Annotated in this window: 14 protein-coding genes; 1 reads left to right on the top strand and 13 read right to left on the bottom strand. The window is 74.1% G+C overall.

All coding sequences use genetic code 11. The features are described from left to right. Positions 1–9: 9 nt before the first annotated feature. From LPA42_RS25130 to LPA42_RS25100, 7 genes are all read right to left on the bottom strand, one after another. Positions 10–1,008: an LLM class flavin-dependent oxidoreductase gene (locus tag LPA42_RS25130; RefSeq protein ID WP_052503750.1), complete on the bottom strand. Its 999-nt coding sequence runs from the start codon at positions 1,006–1,008 to the stop codon at positions 10–12. After that, the gene (locus LPA42_RS25125) at positions 1,008–2,564 is read right to left on the bottom strand and encodes a class I adenylate-forming enzyme family protein (protein WP_077937437.1); all 1,557 of its coding nucleotides are present in this window, start codon (positions 2,562–2,564) and stop codon (positions 1,008–1,010) included. The genes LPA42_RS25130 and LPA42_RS25125 overlap by 1 nt, the downstream gene beginning before the upstream one ends. Beyond that, on the bottom strand, positions 2,561–3,568 hold the full coding sequence (locus LPA42_RS25120; RefSeq protein WP_158229411.1) for an LLM class flavin-dependent oxidoreductase: 1,008 nt from the start codon (positions 3,566–3,568) through the stop codon (positions 2,561–2,563). Before LPA42_RS25120 ends, LPA42_RS25125 begins: the two co-directional genes overlap by 4 nt. Next, positions 3,565–4,650 carry an LLM class flavin-dependent oxidoreductase gene (locus LPA42_RS25115; protein WP_255378729.1) on the bottom strand — a complete coding sequence of 362 codons (1,086 nt, stop codon included), beginning with the start codon at positions 4,648–4,650 and terminating at the stop codon, positions 3,565–3,567. The genes LPA42_RS25120 and LPA42_RS25115 overlap by 4 nt, the downstream gene beginning before the upstream one ends. Before the next feature lie 87 nt (positions 4,651–4,737). Continuing rightward, positions 4,738–5,784, bottom strand: a complete 1,047-nt coding sequence (locus LPA42_RS25110; RefSeq protein ID WP_077937434.1) for an acyl-CoA dehydrogenase — start codon at positions 5,782–5,784, stop codon at positions 4,738–4,740. A gap of 13 nt (positions 5,785–5,797) precedes the next feature. Continuing rightward, on the bottom strand, positions 5,798–6,949 hold the full coding sequence (locus LPA42_RS25105; RefSeq protein ID WP_077937433.1) for an acyl-CoA dehydrogenase family protein: 1,152 nt from the start codon (positions 6,947–6,949) through the stop codon (positions 5,798–5,800). Positions 6,950–6,982: 33 nt separating this feature from the next. Next, positions 6,983–8,530: an AMP-binding protein gene (locus LPA42_RS25100; protein ID WP_077937432.1), complete on the bottom strand. Its 1,548-nt coding sequence runs from the start codon at positions 8,528–8,530 to the stop codon at positions 6,983–6,985. Positions 8,531–8,598: 68 nt separating this feature from the next. Here LPA42_RS25100 and LPA42_RS25095 point away from each other — a divergent pair, with 68 nt between their 5' ends. Further along, positions 8,599–9,582, top strand: coding sequence for an MBL fold metallo-hydrolase (locus LPA42_RS25095; RefSeq protein WP_077937431.1), 984 nt, complete (start codon positions 8,599–8,601; stop codon positions 9,580–9,582). Positions 9,583–9,600: 18 nt separating this feature from the next. Here the strand turns inward: LPA42_RS25095 and LPA42_RS25090 are convergent, their stop codons facing one another. Genes LPA42_RS25090 through LPA42_RS25065 form a run of 6 tightly spaced genes read right to left on the bottom strand, consistent with a single transcriptional unit; the run spans position 9,601 to position 16,844 of the window. Next, positions 9,601–11,193, bottom strand: a complete 1,593-nt coding sequence (locus tag LPA42_RS25090; protein WP_077937430.1) for a class I adenylate-forming enzyme family protein — start codon at positions 11,191–11,193, stop codon at positions 9,601–9,603. Then, the gene (locus tag LPA42_RS25085; RefSeq protein WP_077937429.1) at positions 11,190–12,755 is read right to left on the bottom strand and encodes a class I adenylate-forming enzyme family protein; all 1,566 of its coding nucleotides are present in this window, start codon (positions 12,753–12,755) and stop codon (positions 11,190–11,192) included. Before LPA42_RS25085 ends, LPA42_RS25090 begins: the two co-directional genes overlap by 4 nt. Beyond that, the gene (locus tag LPA42_RS25080) at positions 12,755–13,252 is read right to left on the bottom strand and encodes a VOC family protein (protein WP_077937428.1); all 498 of its coding nucleotides are present in this window, start codon (positions 13,250–13,252) and stop codon (positions 12,755–12,757) included. The genes LPA42_RS25085 and LPA42_RS25080 overlap by 1 nt, the downstream gene beginning before the upstream one ends. Before the next feature lie 31 nt (positions 13,253–13,283). Further along, on the bottom strand, positions 13,284–14,204 hold the full coding sequence (locus LPA42_RS25075; protein WP_077937427.1) for an SDR family NAD(P)-dependent oxidoreductase: 921 nt from the start codon (positions 14,202–14,204) through the stop codon (positions 13,284–13,286). Beyond that, entirely contained in the window at positions 14,201–15,385 is a 1,185-nt protein-coding gene (locus tag LPA42_RS25070) for an acetyl-CoA acetyltransferase (RefSeq protein ID WP_043963089.1), read from the bottom strand. Before LPA42_RS25070 ends, LPA42_RS25075 begins: the two co-directional genes overlap by 4 nt. Further along, positions 15,375–16,844, bottom strand: a complete 1,470-nt coding sequence (locus LPA42_RS25065) for a zinc ribbon domain-containing protein (RefSeq protein ID WP_144082623.1) — start codon at positions 16,842–16,844, stop codon at positions 15,375–15,377. The genes LPA42_RS25070 and LPA42_RS25065 overlap by 11 nt, the downstream gene beginning before the upstream one ends.

The following is a 16,844-nucleotide window of genomic DNA, read 5'->3' as shown; positions in this document are numbered from 1 at the left end:
GGCGGTTCCTTAGGTGGCGGGGGTGCGGAAGGCGGGGATCACTTCGGTGGCGAACAGCCGCAGCGAGGCGCGCAGCTTCTCGGTGGGCATGCCCAGCCACCCGGGACGGAAGATCAGGTGGTCGAAGCCCAGGTCGCGCAGGGCGGAGATCCGTTCGACGAGGAACTCCGGGGAGCCCAGCAGCAGGGTGTTGCGCACCAGCTCGTCGAACCGGTCCCGCTGCCAGCGCAGCGCCGGGTACTCGGCGTACGTCGAGTACTCGACGCGGGCGTGGGGCAGCGCCTCCTCGACGGCCCGCTCGGTGGTCGGCGCGCAGTACAGCTCGACGCCGACGGGCCGCTGCACGGTCGCCGGGTCGCGGCCGTACTCGGCCAGGGCCTCGTTGTAGACGGCCAGGTGCTCGGGCAGGAAGCGGCGGCTCGGGGAGTTGCCCGGCGCGTACCAGGCGTCGCCGAGGCGGGCCGCCCGGCGGACGGCCTTCTTGCCGCCCGCGCCGATCCAGATCGGCGGGCCGCCCGGGGTCAGCGGGCGCACCCCGATCGTGGCGTCGGTCTGCGGGTAGAACTCGCCCTCGTGGGTGACGGGCTGCCCGGTCCACAGGGCCCGGATGAGCCGCAGGCTCTCGTCGAAGCGGCGGAACCGGGTCTCCGGGTCGATGCCGAACGCGGCGAACTCGTTGTCGCGGTAGCCGGCGCCGACGCCGAGGACCACCCGCCCGCCGGAGAGGTGGTCGAGGGTGGCGAACTCCTCGGCGACGTGCACCGGGTGGAACATCGGCAGCAGCAGGATGCCGGTGCCGAGCAGCATGTCGCCGGAGCGCGGGATGAGGCTGGCCAGCATGGAGATCGGCTGGGGCGTGGCCAGGTTGGACTGGAAGTGGTTGATCGTCCACACCGAGTCGTAGCCCAGCTCGGCGGCCAGCTCGACGGTGCCGAACAGGTCGTCCAGGTGTCTGCGCAGGTCGTCGCCGTGCGGGTACTGGTGCGACGCCATGATGCCGAACCTCATCAGCTTCCCCCTCCCTGCGACACGGGTGCCGCCGCGCGGCTGGTCTTGCCGGTGGTGCTGCGTTCCAGGGCGGGCACGAACTCGACCCGTCGGGGGGTCTTGAAGTGGGCGAGGCGGTCCCGGGCGTACGCGACGACGGCGTCGGCGAGGTCGGCGTCGGTGACCGCGTCGTCGGCCTCCCGCACGACGAGCGCCACGGGGATCTCGCCCAGCCGGTCGTCGGGGCGGCCGAGCACCCGCACGTCGCGCACGAGCGGGTGCTCGCGCAGCACGTCCTCGATCTCCTCGGGCCACACCTGGAAGCCGCCGCACTTGATCATGTCGCGCTTGCGGCCGACGAGGAACAGGACGCCGTCGGCGTCGACGTAGCCGATGTCGCCGGTGTGCACCCAGCCGTCGCGGACCAGGTCACGGGACGCCTCGGCGTCGTCGACGTACCCCCGGGTCAACGCGGACCGGACGACCACCTCGCCCGACGAGCCGGTGGGCAGGGCCTCGCCCGCGTCGTCGCGGATCTCCAGCTCCACGCCCGGGTAGACCCGGCCGGCCGAACCGGGCTTCCACCGGCCGGCCTTCATGTCCCGGCCGGTCCAGCCGGCGATGTGCCCGGCCTCGGTCGAGCCGTAGTTGACCAGGATCGGCACCCGGTAGCGCTCCTCGAAGGCGCGCCGCACCGGCCAGGAGATCGCCTGCCCGGCCACGAGGACGGACTTGACCCCGTGAAACGGCAGGTCCCGCTCGGCGTGCACGATGTCGAAGACCATCGTGGGCAGCAGGAAGAGGTTGTCGAACGCGAACCGGTCCATCAGGTCGGCGAGCCGGTCGACGCCGAAGCGTTCCCAGACCACGGCGGCCCGCCCGACGAAGTACGCGAACAGCAGCGAGTGCTGGCCGCCGCTGTGGAACAGCGGCAGGGCGATGAGGTTGGGGGCGGCGTCGGGCGCGGCGGTGCCCTCGGCGTCGGTGCCGGTGCTGACCCGGGCCAGCCGCCCGAGCGACTCGCGGGTCCCGCCGTGGGTGACGCTGACCGCCTTCGGCCGCCCGGTGGTGGTGCCGCCGGTGAACAGGATGCACGCCTCGGCCTCGGGCGCGACGTCGACCGTCGGCACCCGCGCCTCGTGCCGCCACGGCAGCGCCGACGCCCCGGCGAGCGGCTCCGCGACGCTACGCACCGGCGGCGCGTCCCCGGCGGCGGCGAGGAACTCGGCGACCACGTCCGGGCGGCGGCCGTCGACGAGCAGCAGGCGCGGGTCGGTCTTCGCGACCGACTCGGCCAGTTCGGCGGCGTTGTAGAGGCTGCTGACGGTGACCGGGACCGCGCCGATCTTCCACGCGCCGAAGAGGAAGAAGACGATCTCCGGGCCGTTGGTCAGGTAGCAGGCGACGCGGTCGCCGGGGCCGACGCCCTCGGCGCGCAGCGCGGCGGCGACCCCGCCGGCGAGCAGGTCGATCTGGTCGAACGTCCACGACCGGCCGTCCTCGCCGTACAGGCCGGGCACGTCGGGGCGGTCGGCGCAGCGCCGGTCGAGGATGCGGGCGAGGTTGCCGGCGCTCATCGGGACGCCTCCCGTCCGGTCGGTGCGGTGTCGACGCGCGCGATGACCTCCGCGCCGAAGCGGGCGAGCTGCTCCATCGCCTCGTCCTGGCCGGCGCCGACGAACTGGTGGCGCAGGGAGACCTCCGTGATGCCGAGGTCGGTCTCCCAGCGGCGCAGCTTGTCGACGATCTCGTCGGCCGACCCGACGAGGCAGTCCTCGGCGAGGTAGCGGTCGAGGTCGAGGGACTGGGCGTCGTCCCACGACTTGTAGCCCGCGTACTGGCGCTGCAGGTGGGGACGGACGGCGGCGACGGCGCCGGCGTAGCTGTCGCCGAGGTACGCCTCGCGGGTCATCGGGTACTCCCGGTCGAGGGCGAAGCCGCGCTCGGCGAGGTCGGCGCGGTAGATGCCGAGCAGGCGGGCCAGCTCGGCGTCGTTGCCCTTGGGGCCGATGAGCCACGGGGCGTCCAGCCGGGCGGCCCGGCGGATCGCGGGCTCGGCGAACGCGCCGATCCACAGCGGCGGGCCGCCGGGCTGCACCGGGCGCAGCGCCAGGGACGCGCCGGGGACCTCGCCCCAGCTGCCGGCGAGATCGACGGTCTCGCCGTTCCACAGCGACCGCAGCGTCGGCACGTACTCGCGCAGGCGGCGCAGCCGGTCGTCCCAGGCGACGCCGAAGGCGGCGGTCTCCCGCTTGCGGTAGCCGGCGCCGACGCCGACGGTCAGCCGGCCGCGCGAGAGCACGTCGAGGGACGCGAGGTCCTCGGCGAGCGCGACCGGGTTCAGCAGCGGCGCGAGCAGCACCCCGAAGCCGATGCGGACCCGCGAGGTGGCGCGGGCGAGGTACCCGGCGAGCGGGATCGGCTGAACGAACGCCGACCGGGCCAGGTAGTGGTGGCCGAGGTAGACGGCGTGGAAGCCGGCCGCCTCGGCGGCGGCGGCCTGGGCGAGCACGCCGTCGATGCCGTCGACGGCGGAGGCCGACGGGTCGAACTGGGCGCTGAGGAAGCAGCTGATCCTCACCCGACGACCGCCTCGGTGACGGGCGGGGCGACCGGGGCGGCGTCGGCCTTCTCCTGGGCGCGGAAGTGCGGGATGACCTTCTCGGCGAACTCCTCCATCGACCGCAGCGCGGCCCGGCGGTCCAGCGACGGGATCCGCAGCCAGCCGATGTAGTGGTTGATGCCGAGCTGTTCGCGCAGCATCTCGATGGTCTCGATGACCCGCTGCGCCGAGCCGAAGTTGCCGCCGTGGGTCAGCGTCTGCTCCAGGGTCAACAGCTCGATGTTCTTCGCGACGGCCGCGTAGTAGGAGCGTTCCTGCTCGATGGCCTCCTCCGAGCCGGGGATGACCTTGCCGACCGACTTGTAGTAGTTCATCGCGGCCAGGGCGGCCTCCCGCAGGCCCTCCTCGCCCTCGCCGCACCAGACCTGCTGCATGAACGGCAGTTCGTAGTCGGCGATGTCGAACCCGTTCTCCCGCATGCTCCGCCGGTAGAGGCTGAAGTTCTTCTGCATGATGCCCAACGGCGTGAAGTTCGGGGAGGTGATGATCGACTCGCCGACCGCGCCGCGCTCGCGGAAGCTGTCCGGGGAGACGGTGCCCTGCAGGATCGGCGGGCCGCCGGGGGTGTGCGGGCGCGGGTAGGTCGTGACGTTGTCGTAGTGGAAGATCTGGCCGTGGTAGGAGAAGTTCTCCTGCGACAGCGCCAGTCGCAGGATCTCCAGGGTCTCCTGGTAGCGCTGCTTGGACTCCTCGAGGGGGATGCCGAAGCCGGCGAACTCGGCGGGCTGGTAGCCGCGGCCGACGCCGATGCGGACCCGGCCGCCGCTGAGCACGTCGAGGGCGGCGATGTCCTCGGCCAGGCGCAGCGGGTGGTGCAGCGGCAGCACGAGGACGGCGGTGCCGATGGTGATCCGCCGGGTCCGCTCGGCGACGGCCATGCCGAAGTTCACCGGGCTGCCGAGGATGCCGTACTTGGAGAAGTGGTGCTCGGCCAGCCAGATCGAGTCGAAGCCGAGCTCGTCGGCCAGCTGGATCTCGTCGAGGGTCTCCCGCAGCACCTGGTGGTCCGATGTGCCATCGCTCACCGGAAACAGGTTCATGATTCCGAACTTCACGGCCTCTCCTCGTTTATTCCGACCAGCCGGTATGTTACTGCCGTGGTAGATGGCCTGCAAGGGTTACGCAGGTCAGGCCGCTGCTGTGCGGCCGGGCGCCGCGCCGGCGCGCGCGCCGACCCGCAGCTCGCCGGCGCGACGGCGGTGCCACGAGCCGCGCCCGAACCGGGCGTCGAGCACGAGCGCCCGGCGCAGGAACAGGTGCGGGTCCGCCTCCATCGTGATGCCCATCCCGCCGTGCACCTGGATGCACCGCTCGGCGGCGAAGACCGCCGCGCGCCCGGCCGCGGCCTTCGCCGCGTGCACCTGGATCCCGGCGTCGGGGCGGCCGGTGTCGACCGCCCAGGCGGCGTACAGGGTCAGGTCCCACGCGGCCTTGCGCGCCGTGGCGGCCTCCGCGAGCTGGAACGCGACCCCCTGGAACGAGCCGATCACCCGCCCGAACTGCCGGCGGGTGCGGGCCTGCTCGGCGGCCAGGTCGATCGCGCCCTGCGCGACCCCGCACAGCTCGGCGGCCACCACCAGCGCGGCGCGCCGCACGCCCGCACCGGCGGGCGACACGCGCCCGGGCGCGGCCACGGTGACGTCCGACAGCGGCACCGACGGGTCGACGGAGTCGCGCGCGGCGACCCCGGCCGCCTCGGCGGTCCAGACCCCGTCGGGGCCCAGGACGGCGAGGCCGTCGGCCTGCGCCGCGTACGGCACCAGGGTCCGCACCAGCGGATCGGGCGACACCGCGTCCGCCCAGCCGGAGCCGCCCGGCACGTCGACGGCGCAGGTGAGCACCCGGCCGCCGGAGAGCACCTCGTCGGGCAGCGGGTCGGGCCGGTCGCCGCCGCAGAGCAGCTGGACGGCCGCCGCGTGCGCCGGGAACCGGCTCGGCACGAGCCGCTCGCCGAGCGCCTCGACGGCGACCAGCAGGTCGATCAGGTGCGACCCGAGGCCGCCGGCGGCCTCGGGCACCCCGAGGAGGCCGAAGTCGCCCAGCAGCAGGCCGTCGCAGGCCGGGGCGCGCCACGGGCCCGTCAGGGCGTCGCGGGCCCGGACTTTCTCCCCCGCCGCGAGGGCCGCGACGGTGTCGCCGATCTCCCGCTGCTCCGGGGTGAAGGTTGCTCGCATGTGGCCACTCCGCTCAGCGCGAGCGGGGCAGGTTCAGCACCCGCTCCGCGAGGATCGACTTCTGGACTTCCTCCGTGCCGCCCTCGATGGTGTGGGCGCGGGCACGCAGGTAGCGGCGCATCCGGGCGGCGGCCCCGTCACCGTCGAGCAGCACGCCGCCGGCCTCGTCGAGCTGCACGGCGAGGCGGTTGGCGTTCTGCACCACCTGCGCCCACAGGCTCTTGAGCGCCGACGTCTCCGGGCCCGGCACGCCGCCGGCCCGGCTCTCGCCGAGCATGCGCATCGACCCGATCCGGACCGCCTCGGCGTCGCAGTGCAGCGCGCCCACGGTGTCGAGGAACGCGCCGTCGTCGGCCATCCCGCGCGCGACCGCGAGGTCGACGACGCGGTCCACCGCCTGGCGGGCCCACACCCACAGGTTCAGCGCCATGCTGCCGCGCTCGAACGCGAGGGTGGTGAGCGCGACGTTCCAGCCGTTGCCGACGCCGCCGAGCACGTCCGAGTCGGGCACGAAGACGTCGTCGAGGAACATCTCGTTGAACTCGGTGTCCCCGTTGATCATCTCCAGCGACCGGACGGTGAAGGCGTCCATCGGGGCGAGGAAGTAGGTGATGCCCCGGTGCTTCGGCGCGTCGGGGTCGGTGCGCGCCAGCAGCAGGCACTTCGACGCGTTGTGGGCGTTGGACGTCCAGATCTTCGCGCCGTTGACGCGCCACCCGCCGTCGACCCGGGTCGCGGCCGTACGCAGGCTCGCCAGGTCGGAGCCGGAGCCGGGCTCGCTGAAGCCCTGGCACCAGTACGTCTCGCCGCGCAGGATCCCGGGCAGGTGCCGGGCCTGCTGCTCGTCGGTGCCGTGGGCGATGATCGTGGGCCCGGCCAGCATCATGCCGACCCCGTTGAGCGGGTACGGCGCGCCGCGCACGGCGGCCTCCTCGTTGAAGATGGCCTGCGCAAGCGAGTCCATGCCCCGGCCGCCGTGCGCGGTCGGCCACGACAGGCCGGCCCAGCCGCCGGCGCACAGCCGGTCCTGCCACACCCGCGACCAGTGCTCGCGCTCGTCCTGCGACAGCTCCTCCTGGTCGGGCACGTCGGCCAGCGCCTTGTCGAGCCAGTCGCCGACCTCGCGCCGGAACGCCAGGTCGGTGCCGCTGTCAGCGAAGTCCATGCCCACCTCCCAGCGGGTCGTCGTCGATGCCGCTCACGCCGAGAGCTCCTCGGAGCGCGTGAGCCGGGCCTTGTAGAGCTTGCCGTTCGGGTCGCGCGGCAGGGCATCGCGCACGACGTACGACACCGGGCGCTTCGGCTTGGCCAGCCGCTGCGCGAGGTGGTCGCGCAGCCGCGCCACGGCCGCGTCGGCGTCGGGCGCGGTGTCGGCCAGCACGACGTGCGCCTGCGGCACCTCGCCGAACTCCTCGTCGGGCACGCCGACCACGCCGGCGTCGACGACCCAGTCGTGTTCGAGCAGCGCCGCCTCGATCTCGGCCGGGTAGACGTTGACGCCGCCGACGAGGATCAGCTCGGCCGCGCGGCCGGTGACGTAGAGGAAGCCGTCGGCGTCGACATGGCCGACGTCCCAGACGGTCATCAGGCCGTCGCGGCGCGCGCCGTCGGTCTTGCCGGGGTCGTTGTGGTATTCGACCCGGTCGTCGCCCTGGCGCATGTAGACGATGCCGGTCTGCCCGACGGGCACCTCGTTGCCCAGCTCGTCGAGGATCTTCAGCGTGGAGATCGAGGCCGGGCGGCCGACCGTGCCGGGGTGGGCGAGCCACTCGTGGGGGCGCGCGATGGTGGTGCCGACCTCGGTCGAGCCGTAGTACTCGTAGACGACGGGGCCGAACCAGTCGAGGATGCGCTGCTTGACCTCGCGGGGGCAGGGCGCCGCACCGTGCAGCACGTAGCGCAGCGTGGAGACGTCGTAGGCGTCGCGCACGTCGGCGGGCAGTTGCAGCAGCCGGTAGAAGTGCGTCGGCACCATGCTGGTGCCGGTGACCCGCTGGGCCTGGACCCGCCGCAGGAAGCCCTCCGGCGTCCAACCGTCCATCAGCACCAGGGTGCCGCCGGCGTGCAGCGCGCCCATGGCCGGGGTGATGTTGGCCGAGTGGTACATCGGCGCGGAGACCAACCAGGACGCGAACGCGGAGCGTTCCATCCCGAACTCCTTGAACAGCCAGACGTACGTCAGCGCCCCGGTGTCGGCGTCGACGCCGCTGAGCGGCCGCTTGACGCCCTTCGGGCGGCCGGTGGTGCCCGAGGTGTACATCATCAGGGAGCCGGCCGGCGTGTCCTGCGGGCTCGTGTCGGGCATGCCCCCGGTGAGGGCCGACAGCGGCCGGGCCCGGTCCGTGCGGGGCGTGCCGTCGACGAACACGTCGATGTCGGGGGTGGCCCCGGCGGCGGCGACCACCACGTCCTCGACGCGGGCGGAGCCGACGACCACCTTCGCGCCGCTGTCGGCGAGGATGTAGCCGACCTCGGGCGCGGTGAGGTGGTAGTTGAGCGTCACGAGGTAGAGCCCCGACTGCATCGCCGCGAGATACAGCGCCACCATGCCGGCGCTGTTCGTCATGACCGCCGCGACCGTGTCGCCGGCCTGGAGGCCCGCCCGGGTGCGCAGGCCGTGCGAGATCCGGTTCACCTCGGCGAACAGCTCGCCGTAGGAGATCCGCCGATCGTCGGCGGTCACGATCGCGCACAGGTCCGGTTCGGCGACGGCCCACAGCCGAAACCCCGTCCGCTCCTCGCTCATCGGACTCCTTGAATTAAATTCCGACCATCCGGTATGTTGTTGTCACACAGTAAGGGAGCCGTCCGACGATGTCCATACCCGTGAGCGACGCACACGCCGCCAGCTACCGCGCCCGTCAGGTGCCGGCCCCCGTCCAGGTCGCCGACGGCGTCTGGGGCATCCCGATCCCCCTGCACGGCAGCGCCCTGCGCTACGTCACCGTCTACCTGGTCGACACCGGCGACGGCCCGGTCCTCGTCGACGCCGGCTACGACCACCCGACCTGCTGGGCGTCGTTCCAACGGTCGGTCGAGTCGCTCGGCCACCGGGTCGAGGCCATCACGACCGTCCTCCTCACCCACAACCACCCCGACCACGTCGGCTTCGCCGCCCGCCTGCGGGAGGTCTCCGGGGCGCGGATCGTCATGGGACGCGCCGACGACTTCGCCACCGCGCACCGCACCCGCGGCACCTTCCTCGCCCAGCTCCGCGCCGCCCTCGACCTCACCGGCGCGCCGGCCGACGTCGTCGACGGCATGTACGCCGACGCCGTCGCGGTCGCCGAGCACCACGAGACGCTGCGGCTCGACGTCGCCCTCGACGCCGACACCGAGTTCCGCTTCGGCGATGTGACCATCCACGCCGTGCCCGCCCCCGGGCACACCTACGGGCACACGGTCTACTTCGACGCCCGCGGCCTGGTCTTCACCGGCGACACGATGATGGCCGAGGGGCCGACCCAGCTCGCGATCGTGAGCCGGCCCGACGACGACCCGGCCGGCGACCTGCTCCGTTCCCTGGCGCGCATCCGCGACCTCGGCGCGACCGTCGCCTGCCCCGCCCACCAGTTCCCCTACCGGGACGTGGCGGCGCGCGCCGACGAGCTGTCGGCCTTCCACCGGGGCGAGGTCGACCGGGTCCGGGACCTGGCCGGCGACGGCGCCGACGCGTGGACGCTCGCGCCGCGCATGCCGTGGCGCAAGCCGTGGGACGACCTCGGCCGGGGCACCCGGCGCTTCTCCCTGATGCACACCCTCGCCCTGCTGCGCCACGTGACCGGCGCCAACCGGTAGGCGTCGGCGGGCGGCGCGTCAGCCGCGCCCGGACTCGGCGTACGCCCAGTCGGGACGCAGGTCGGCGCGCAGCTGGCGCAGGGTCCGCTTGAGCACCTTCCCCGACGGGTTCGTCGGCAGCTCCGCCACCAGGTAGACCTCCTTCGGCACCTTGAACCGGCCGAGCCGCTGCCGGGCGTACGCGATGAGGTCCTCGGCCCGAAGCCCCGGCCGGCCGACGACGAACGCCACCGGCACCTCCACCCACACGGGGTGCGGCGCACCCACCACCGACGCGGCGAGCACGAGCGGGTGCCCGGCGAGCACGTTCTCGATCTCGGCGCTGGCGATGTTCTCCCCTCCGCTGCGGATCATGTCCTTGAGCCGGTCGCGGATGTAGAGGTAGCCGTCGGCGTCGAGGCAGCCGACGTCGCCGGTGTGGAACCAGCCGTCGCGGAACGCGGCCCGCGTCGCCTCCGGGTCGTCGAGATAGCCGGGGCTCACCTTCGGCCCCCGCGCCACCACCTCGCCGTCCTCGCCGACCGGCACGTCGCGGCCGTCCGGGTCGACCACCCGCACCTGGACCCACGGCACCGGCAGGCCGACCGAGCCCTGCTTGGCCTCCTGGTGGGCGGCGTCGAGGTAGGTCAGCCCGCTGCACGTCTCGGTGAGGCCGTAGCCCTCGATCAGGCGCGCGTTGCCGAACAGCTCCCGCGCCACGGCGAACAGCGCCGACGTCACCTGCGAGTAGATGACCCAGCGCACCGACGACAGGTCGGCCGCGACGCCCGTCGCGCGGCGGAGCATGTCGAGCATCGTCGCCGCCATCACCATGCCGGTGATCCGTTCCGCCTCGATCGCCCGCAGCACGGCCGCCGGCTCGAAGCGCCGCAGCAGCACCATCGTGCCGCCGACGTGCCAGATGCCGTAGCCGGGCAGGTCGGTGCCGCCGACGTGGTAGAGCGGGGCGAAGTTGAGGATCCGGTCGCCGGGGCGCAGCCCCAGCTCCACGATCTGGGCGTGCATGTTCATGTTCACGTTGCCGTGGGTGAGCAGGACGCCCTTGGGCAGGCTGGTCGTGCCGGAGGTGTAGACGATCCGCTGCAGGGCGGCGTCGTCCAGGTCGGCGTCGGCGACCCGGGCCCCCCGGTGGGCGTCGATCAGCGCCCGCAGGTCGAGCCAGCCGTCGCCGATCGGTTCGAGGGCGAGGCGGCGCACGCCCCCCGGGCCGGGACCATCGGCGGCCGGCGCGGCCTCCACCAGCCCGCCTTCGGTCAGGGCGGCTTCGGTCAGGGCCGCGAACTCCGGGACGGTCGCGACCGCCTGGACCCGGGCGTGCGCGAGCAGCCGCGCCAGCTCTCCCGCCGTGAGCCGGTAGTTCAACGGCACGAAGACCGCGCCGAGCTTCGCCAGCGCCAGGGACAGGATGAGGAACTCCGGCACGTTGTTCGCCACGATCGCCACCCGGCTGTCCCGGCGTACCCCCTCGGCCGACAGGCCCGCGGCCAGGGCGTTGACGTCGGCGTCGAGCTGCCGGTGGGTCCACCGGCGGCCCTCGAAGACGAGCGCGTCGACGTCGGCGAAGCGCCGGGCGTTGCCGGCCAGCATCGCGGCGATGTTGGCGGTGCTCACCCGGCCACCCCCGGGCGCGGGGAGCTGCGCTCCGGTGGTGGCGTCCCGGTGCCGCCCTGGCGCAGCAGCGTCTTGAGGACCTTGCCGGAGTCGTTGCGCGGCAGCGCGGCGACGACCTCGACGTACTTCGGGACCTTGTACCGGGCCAGTTCGGCCCGGCAGTGCCCGCGCAGGTCCTCGGCGGCGGTGGCCGCGCCGTCGCGCAGGACGACGAACGCCTTCGGCACCTCGTCCCACTGCGGGTCGGGGACGCCGACGACGGCGACCTCGGCGACGTCGGGGTGCCGGGCGAGGACCCGTTCGATCTCGGCGCTGGCGATGTTCTCCCCACCGGACTTGATCAGGTCGGCGCGGCGGTCGACGAACCACAGGTAGCCGTCGGCGTCGATCCGCCCGACGTCGCCGGTGAGGAACCAGCCGTCGCGGCGGGTCCGCCGGTTGGCCTCGTCGTCGTTCCAGTAGCCGGGCGAGACCTTCTCGCCGCGTACGACGATCTCCCCCGCCACCCCGGGGGCGACGGGCCGGAAGTGCTCGTCGACGATCCGGATCTGCACGCCGGGGAACGGCGCGCCGAGCGCGCCCAGCTTCGCCTCCTCGTGCGCGGCGTCCATATAGCAGACGCCGTTGCACAGCTCGGTCATGCCGAAGGTGTCGACGAGGCGCACGTGCGGCAGGCGGCGCTTCACCTCCCGGCGCACGCCCGGCGCGACCCCGGCGAAGAGCAGGTAGCGCAGCGCGGCGAGGTCCGGCGGGTCGGGCAGGTCCAGCACGCCGAAGAGGATCTGCGCGGCCAGCACCATGCCGGTGATGCGTTCCTCGGCGGCGATGCGGGCGATGTCCGCCGCCTTGAACGTCGGCGTGAGCACCATCGTCGCGCCCGCCACGAACGTCGCCAGGCCCGGCGCCTCCAGCCCGCTGACGTGGAACAGCGGCGCGGAGACCAGGATCCGGTCGGCGGCGGTCAGCTCCAGTTCGAGGACCTGCGCGAGGTGGTTCGCGGCGAGGTTGCCGTAGGTGTGCACGACCCCCTTGGGCCGGGCCGTGGTGCCCGAGGTGTAGAGCAGCCGGTGCACGTCGGCGGGGCCCTTCTCGGCGTCGGCGACCCGCACGCCGGCCGGCTGCCCGGCGAGCAGGTCGGCCAGCCGCCGCGCGCCGCCGACGACCCGTTCGCCGTTGGCGACGAGGGTCCGCAGCCCGGTCGCGGTCGCCAGCCGGGCGGCGTCGTCGGCGAAGTCGTCGTCGTAGAGCAGGCCGGTGACGCCGGCCTGGTCGAGGACGTACGCCTGCTCGTTGACGTGCAGCCGCCAGTTCAGGGGCACCGAGATCGCGCCGATGCGGCTGAGCGCGAGCAGCTCGATGACGTACGTGGCGGTGTTGCGCCCGAGCACGCCGACCAGATCGTCGGCGGTGATGCCGGCGGCCAGCAGCGCCGCCGCGTGCCGGTCGACGTCCGCGTCGAGCGCGGCGTACGTGAACCGGCGGTCCCCGTCGACGAGGGCCTCCCGGTCGGCGCGGCGCAGCGCCTGCCGGCGCAGGTGCTCGGTGACGTTGCTGGCGGCCATCAGTTGCCGCCGCCCTCGCGCCGCCGGGCCAGGATCTCCTCCCGGGACGGCAGCGACACGAACTCCAGCAGGTTGCCGTCGAGGTCGCGGGCCGCGAACGCGGTGATGTGGCCGTAGTTCTCCAGCAGCACCCGGTTGGGGGTGGTCAGGCAGTCGGCGCCCAGCTCGACGAGCCGTTGGTGCAGCTCGTGGATCTCGTCGAGCGGCACCTCGAAGCTGAGCAGGAAGGGCCCCAGCTCCAGGTGGCCGCCGGTCGCCGTCCGGGTGGTGGCGCCGTTCCACTCGATGAGTTCGAGCTGGCCGACGCGGCTGGGCCCCTGCAGGTACTGGACCTTCCCGGTGGTGCCGGCGGGCAGGCCCAGCGACACCTCGATCCCGGGGCCGCCGACATCGGTGCGCAGCGTCCTGCGGTAGCCGAGGGCCCGCTCGTAGAAGTCCGCGGCCCGGTCGACGTCGGAGACGGTGATGGCCACGTGGTGCACTTCGCTGACCGGCATGGTGACTCGCTTTCTGGGTTGTCCGCGCGGCTCAGGCGGCCGGTCCGGGCGGGCCGGCCAGGACCCGCTGGATCAGCGTGACCTCGTCGGCGCCGCTGTCGGGCACGACGAAGTCGTCGAGCCGGCAGATGTCGTCGATGGACCCGTCGATGTCGTCGGGGGTGGCCGGCTCGGGCCCGCCGTACCAGCCGGGGGTGACGCCGAGGAAGATCCGGCCGACCCGGCCGCCGCCGACGGTGAGGATGTGCCGGTTGATCCGGCACCGCTCGGAGGCGAGGTACGTCGCCACGGCCGCGACGTGCCGCGGGTCGAACCGGTCGGCCAGGTCGCCGAGGAGGTTCTCGGTCATCCGGGTCGCAGCCGTGGGCGCGATCGCGTTGACCAGGATGCCGTGCCGGGCGCCCTCCAGCGCGAGGACGTTCATCAGGCCCACCAGCCCGGCCTTCGCCGCCCCGTAGTTGGCCTGGCCGAAGTTGCCGAACAGCCCGGACGACGAGCTGGTCAGCACGATGCGGCCGTAGCCGCGCTCGACCAGGTGCGGCCAGGCGGGACGCAGCACGTGGAACGCCCCGGCGAGGTGCACGTCGAGCACGGCGGCGACGTCCTCGTCGCCCATCTTGGCCAGCGTCCGGTCCCGCAGGATGCCGGCGTTGTGGATGACCGCGTCGAGGCGGCCGTACGCGTCGACGGCGCGGCGCACGAGGCTCGCGCCGCCCTCGGCGGTCGCCACCGAGTCGGTCGAGGCGACGGCGGTGCCGCCGGCCGCGCGGATCTCGGCGACGACCTGCTCGGCCGCGCCGGAGGAGCCCGACCCGTCGACCGCGCCGCCGAGGTCGTTGACGACGACCGCCGCGCCCCGCTCGGCGAGGCTGAGGGCGTGGGCCCGGCCGATGCCGTTGCCGGCCCCGGTGACGACGACGACCCGGCCGTCGAGGGTGACCCGGGCGCTCATCGCTCGTTCCCCAGGACCGCCACGAACGCGACGGAGGAGCCGGGCTGCCCGCCGAGGTTCTGCGCGACCGCCAGCCGGGCGTCGGGCACCTGCCGGCTGCCGGCCTCGCCGCGCAGCTGCGTGAAGCACTCGAACATCATCCGCAGCCCGGTCGCGCCGATCGGGTGGCCGAACGACTTGAGGCCGCCGTCGGTGTTGACCGGCAGCGCCCCGTCGAGGTCGTAGCGGCCGTCGAGGATGTCGCGCCAGGCCTTGCCGCGTTCCGAGAACCCGAGGTCCTCCATGAGCACCACCTCCGTCGGTGTGAAACAGTCGTGCACCTCGGCCAGGGAGATCTGCGTGGCCGGGTCCGTGACGCCGGCCTGCTCGTAGGCCTGCCGGGCCGCCGCGACCACCTCCGGGAAGGTGGTGAAGTCGTACCCGTCGGTGGCCAGCCCGGCCCCCGACCCGGCGACGAAGCCCATCCCCCGCAGGTAGACGGGCCGGTCGGTGTAGCGGTGGGCGTCCTCGGCGCGCACGAGGATCGCGGCGGCGGCCCCGTCGGAGACGCCCGAGCAGTCCATGACGCCCAGCGGGCCGGCCACGCGCGGGGAGTTCTCCACCGTCTCGGCGGTCACCGCCTTGCGGAACTGGGCGCGCTCGTTGCGCGCGCCGTTGGCGTGGTTCTTCACGGCGACCCGGGTCAGGGCGTCGCGCATGCCGCGCGCGTCCACCCCGTACGCCCGCTGGTAGGCGGGGACGAGCAGGGAGAACCCGCCGGGCGCGGTCCAGTCGACGTCGGTGCCGTCGGCGGGCGGGTAGACGGCGGACAGCCCCGAGTAGGAGGAGTCCTTCAGCTTCTCCACCCCGGTCGCCATGACCATGTCGTACGCCCCGGACGCGACGGCGTAGGCGGCGTTGCGGAACGCCTCGGAGCCGGTGGCGCAGTAGTTCTCGACGCGGGTGACGGGCTTGCCGGTCAGCCGCAGCGGCCGGGCGAGGGTCTGCCCGGACAGGCCCGAGCCCTGGGTGCCGACCCAGAACGCGTCGACGTCGTCGAGGGTGACGGCGGGCAGCGACCCGACGCACTCCCGCACCGCGTCGACGAGCAGGTCGTCGGCCGAGGCGTGCCAGTGGTCGCGGAACGGGGTGCAGCCCATCGCGACGATCGCGACGTCGTTGACCGTGCGCCTACTGGCCATCGGTGGTGTCCTTTCCGGGCGGGGCGTCCTGGGGTGCCGGGCGGAGCTTCCAGAAGTAGTTGTGGATCGCGTCGGTGGTCCACAGCCGCCGGAAGGTCGGCGTCATCGCCATGCCCACCGTGACGTCGGCGGGCGCGACGTCGGTCGCGTACGCGCTGAGCCGTCCGCCGCCGTCGACGTCGGCGACGACGACCGCGACCTCCGGCTCCGGCATGGTGGTCAGGTGATCGCGGGTCACCGACACGACCCGGGCGGTGCGCTCGCGCAGCGAGACCTTCCCGGTGGCGTCGGGCGCCCCGGCGATGCCGCAGGCGGCGCAGACCCGGCCGGGTGGCGTGGTGACCGCGCCGCAGGCGCCGCAGCGGCTGCCCTCCAGGCGGTACTTCCAGCCGGCACGGCGGTGCATCGGCGGGGCCGCCGGGGCGGGTGCCGCCGGCCGCGCCGGGCCCTGCACGTCGAGCAGCCCGCGCCAGCGCAGGTAGCGGCCGTAGCCGAGGGGCTGCCGCGCGGCGAGCTGGTCGCGCACGGACGGGCCGCCGCGCGCCGCGCGTACCCCGTCGCCGACGGCGAAGACGAACGCGTCGGCGCCCTCGGTGGCCGACAGCAGCAGGATCGTCTGGCCGGGGCGGGCCTCGTCGAGCGCGGCGGCGAGCAGCAGCCCGGGGTGGGCGGCGCCGGTGAAGCCGGTGGCCCGCTCGATCGTCGCGTCCCGGCCGTCGCCGCCCAGCGCCCGGCGCAGCGCCGCCGCCGCGCGGGGGTTCGACGACGACACGACGACGGTGTCGACGGCGTCGAGGGACGCCTCGGCCAGGGCGCGGCGGGCCGCGTCGAGGCCGGCGGCGGCGAGGACCTCGGCGGTGAACCGCTCGTCCCAGACCCGGTCGTGCCGTTCCCCGGGCAGCCGCCAGCGTTCCAGGACCTCGGCGGTCCGGCCGGCGCGGGCCAGGAGCACGGCGGCGGCGTGGCCGCCGCCGACGAGGCCGACGGCGGCGTCGCCCTGGGCCAGCTCGTCGGGCGCGCCGGGGCGGGTGGTGCGCAGGTCGGCCAGGGCGGCGGTCGCGCCGGCCCGGACGACGAGGTCGAGGGCGGTGGCGCCGCTGCGGTGTCCGCGCAGGTCGACCGCGCCGATCCCCGGGTCGAGCCCGAGGGCCTCGTGCACCACGCCGGCGGACGTCTTCGCCTCGTACGGGGCGTTGGTGGTGGCGAACAGCAGTTGCCCGCCGGACGGGCTGGCGGCGGCGACGGGGCGCAGCGCCTCGACGGCCATCGTGACGGTGTCCTCGTCGAACGCGGCGACGCCCCGGGCCGGGCCGCCGCGGCGGGGCGGGTCGGTCGCGTCGAGTCGGTTGTCGGCGAGCACGTACGCCGGGAGGTAGGCCGCGTAGGCGTCGATGCCGGGCTGCTCGGGCATGGGTGGCGGGTTCTCCTTCGGCTCCACGCGGTTCTGGTCGGGCTCCAC

This window comes from Micromonospora sp. DH13, assembly GCF_020873825.1.
Lineage (GTDB): Bacteria > Actinomycetota > Actinomycetes > Mycobacteriales > Micromonosporaceae > Micromonospora > Micromonospora haikouensis.
The sequence above is the reverse complement of the archived record's forward strand: the minus strand, read 5'-3'. Positions and strand labels throughout refer to the sequence as shown.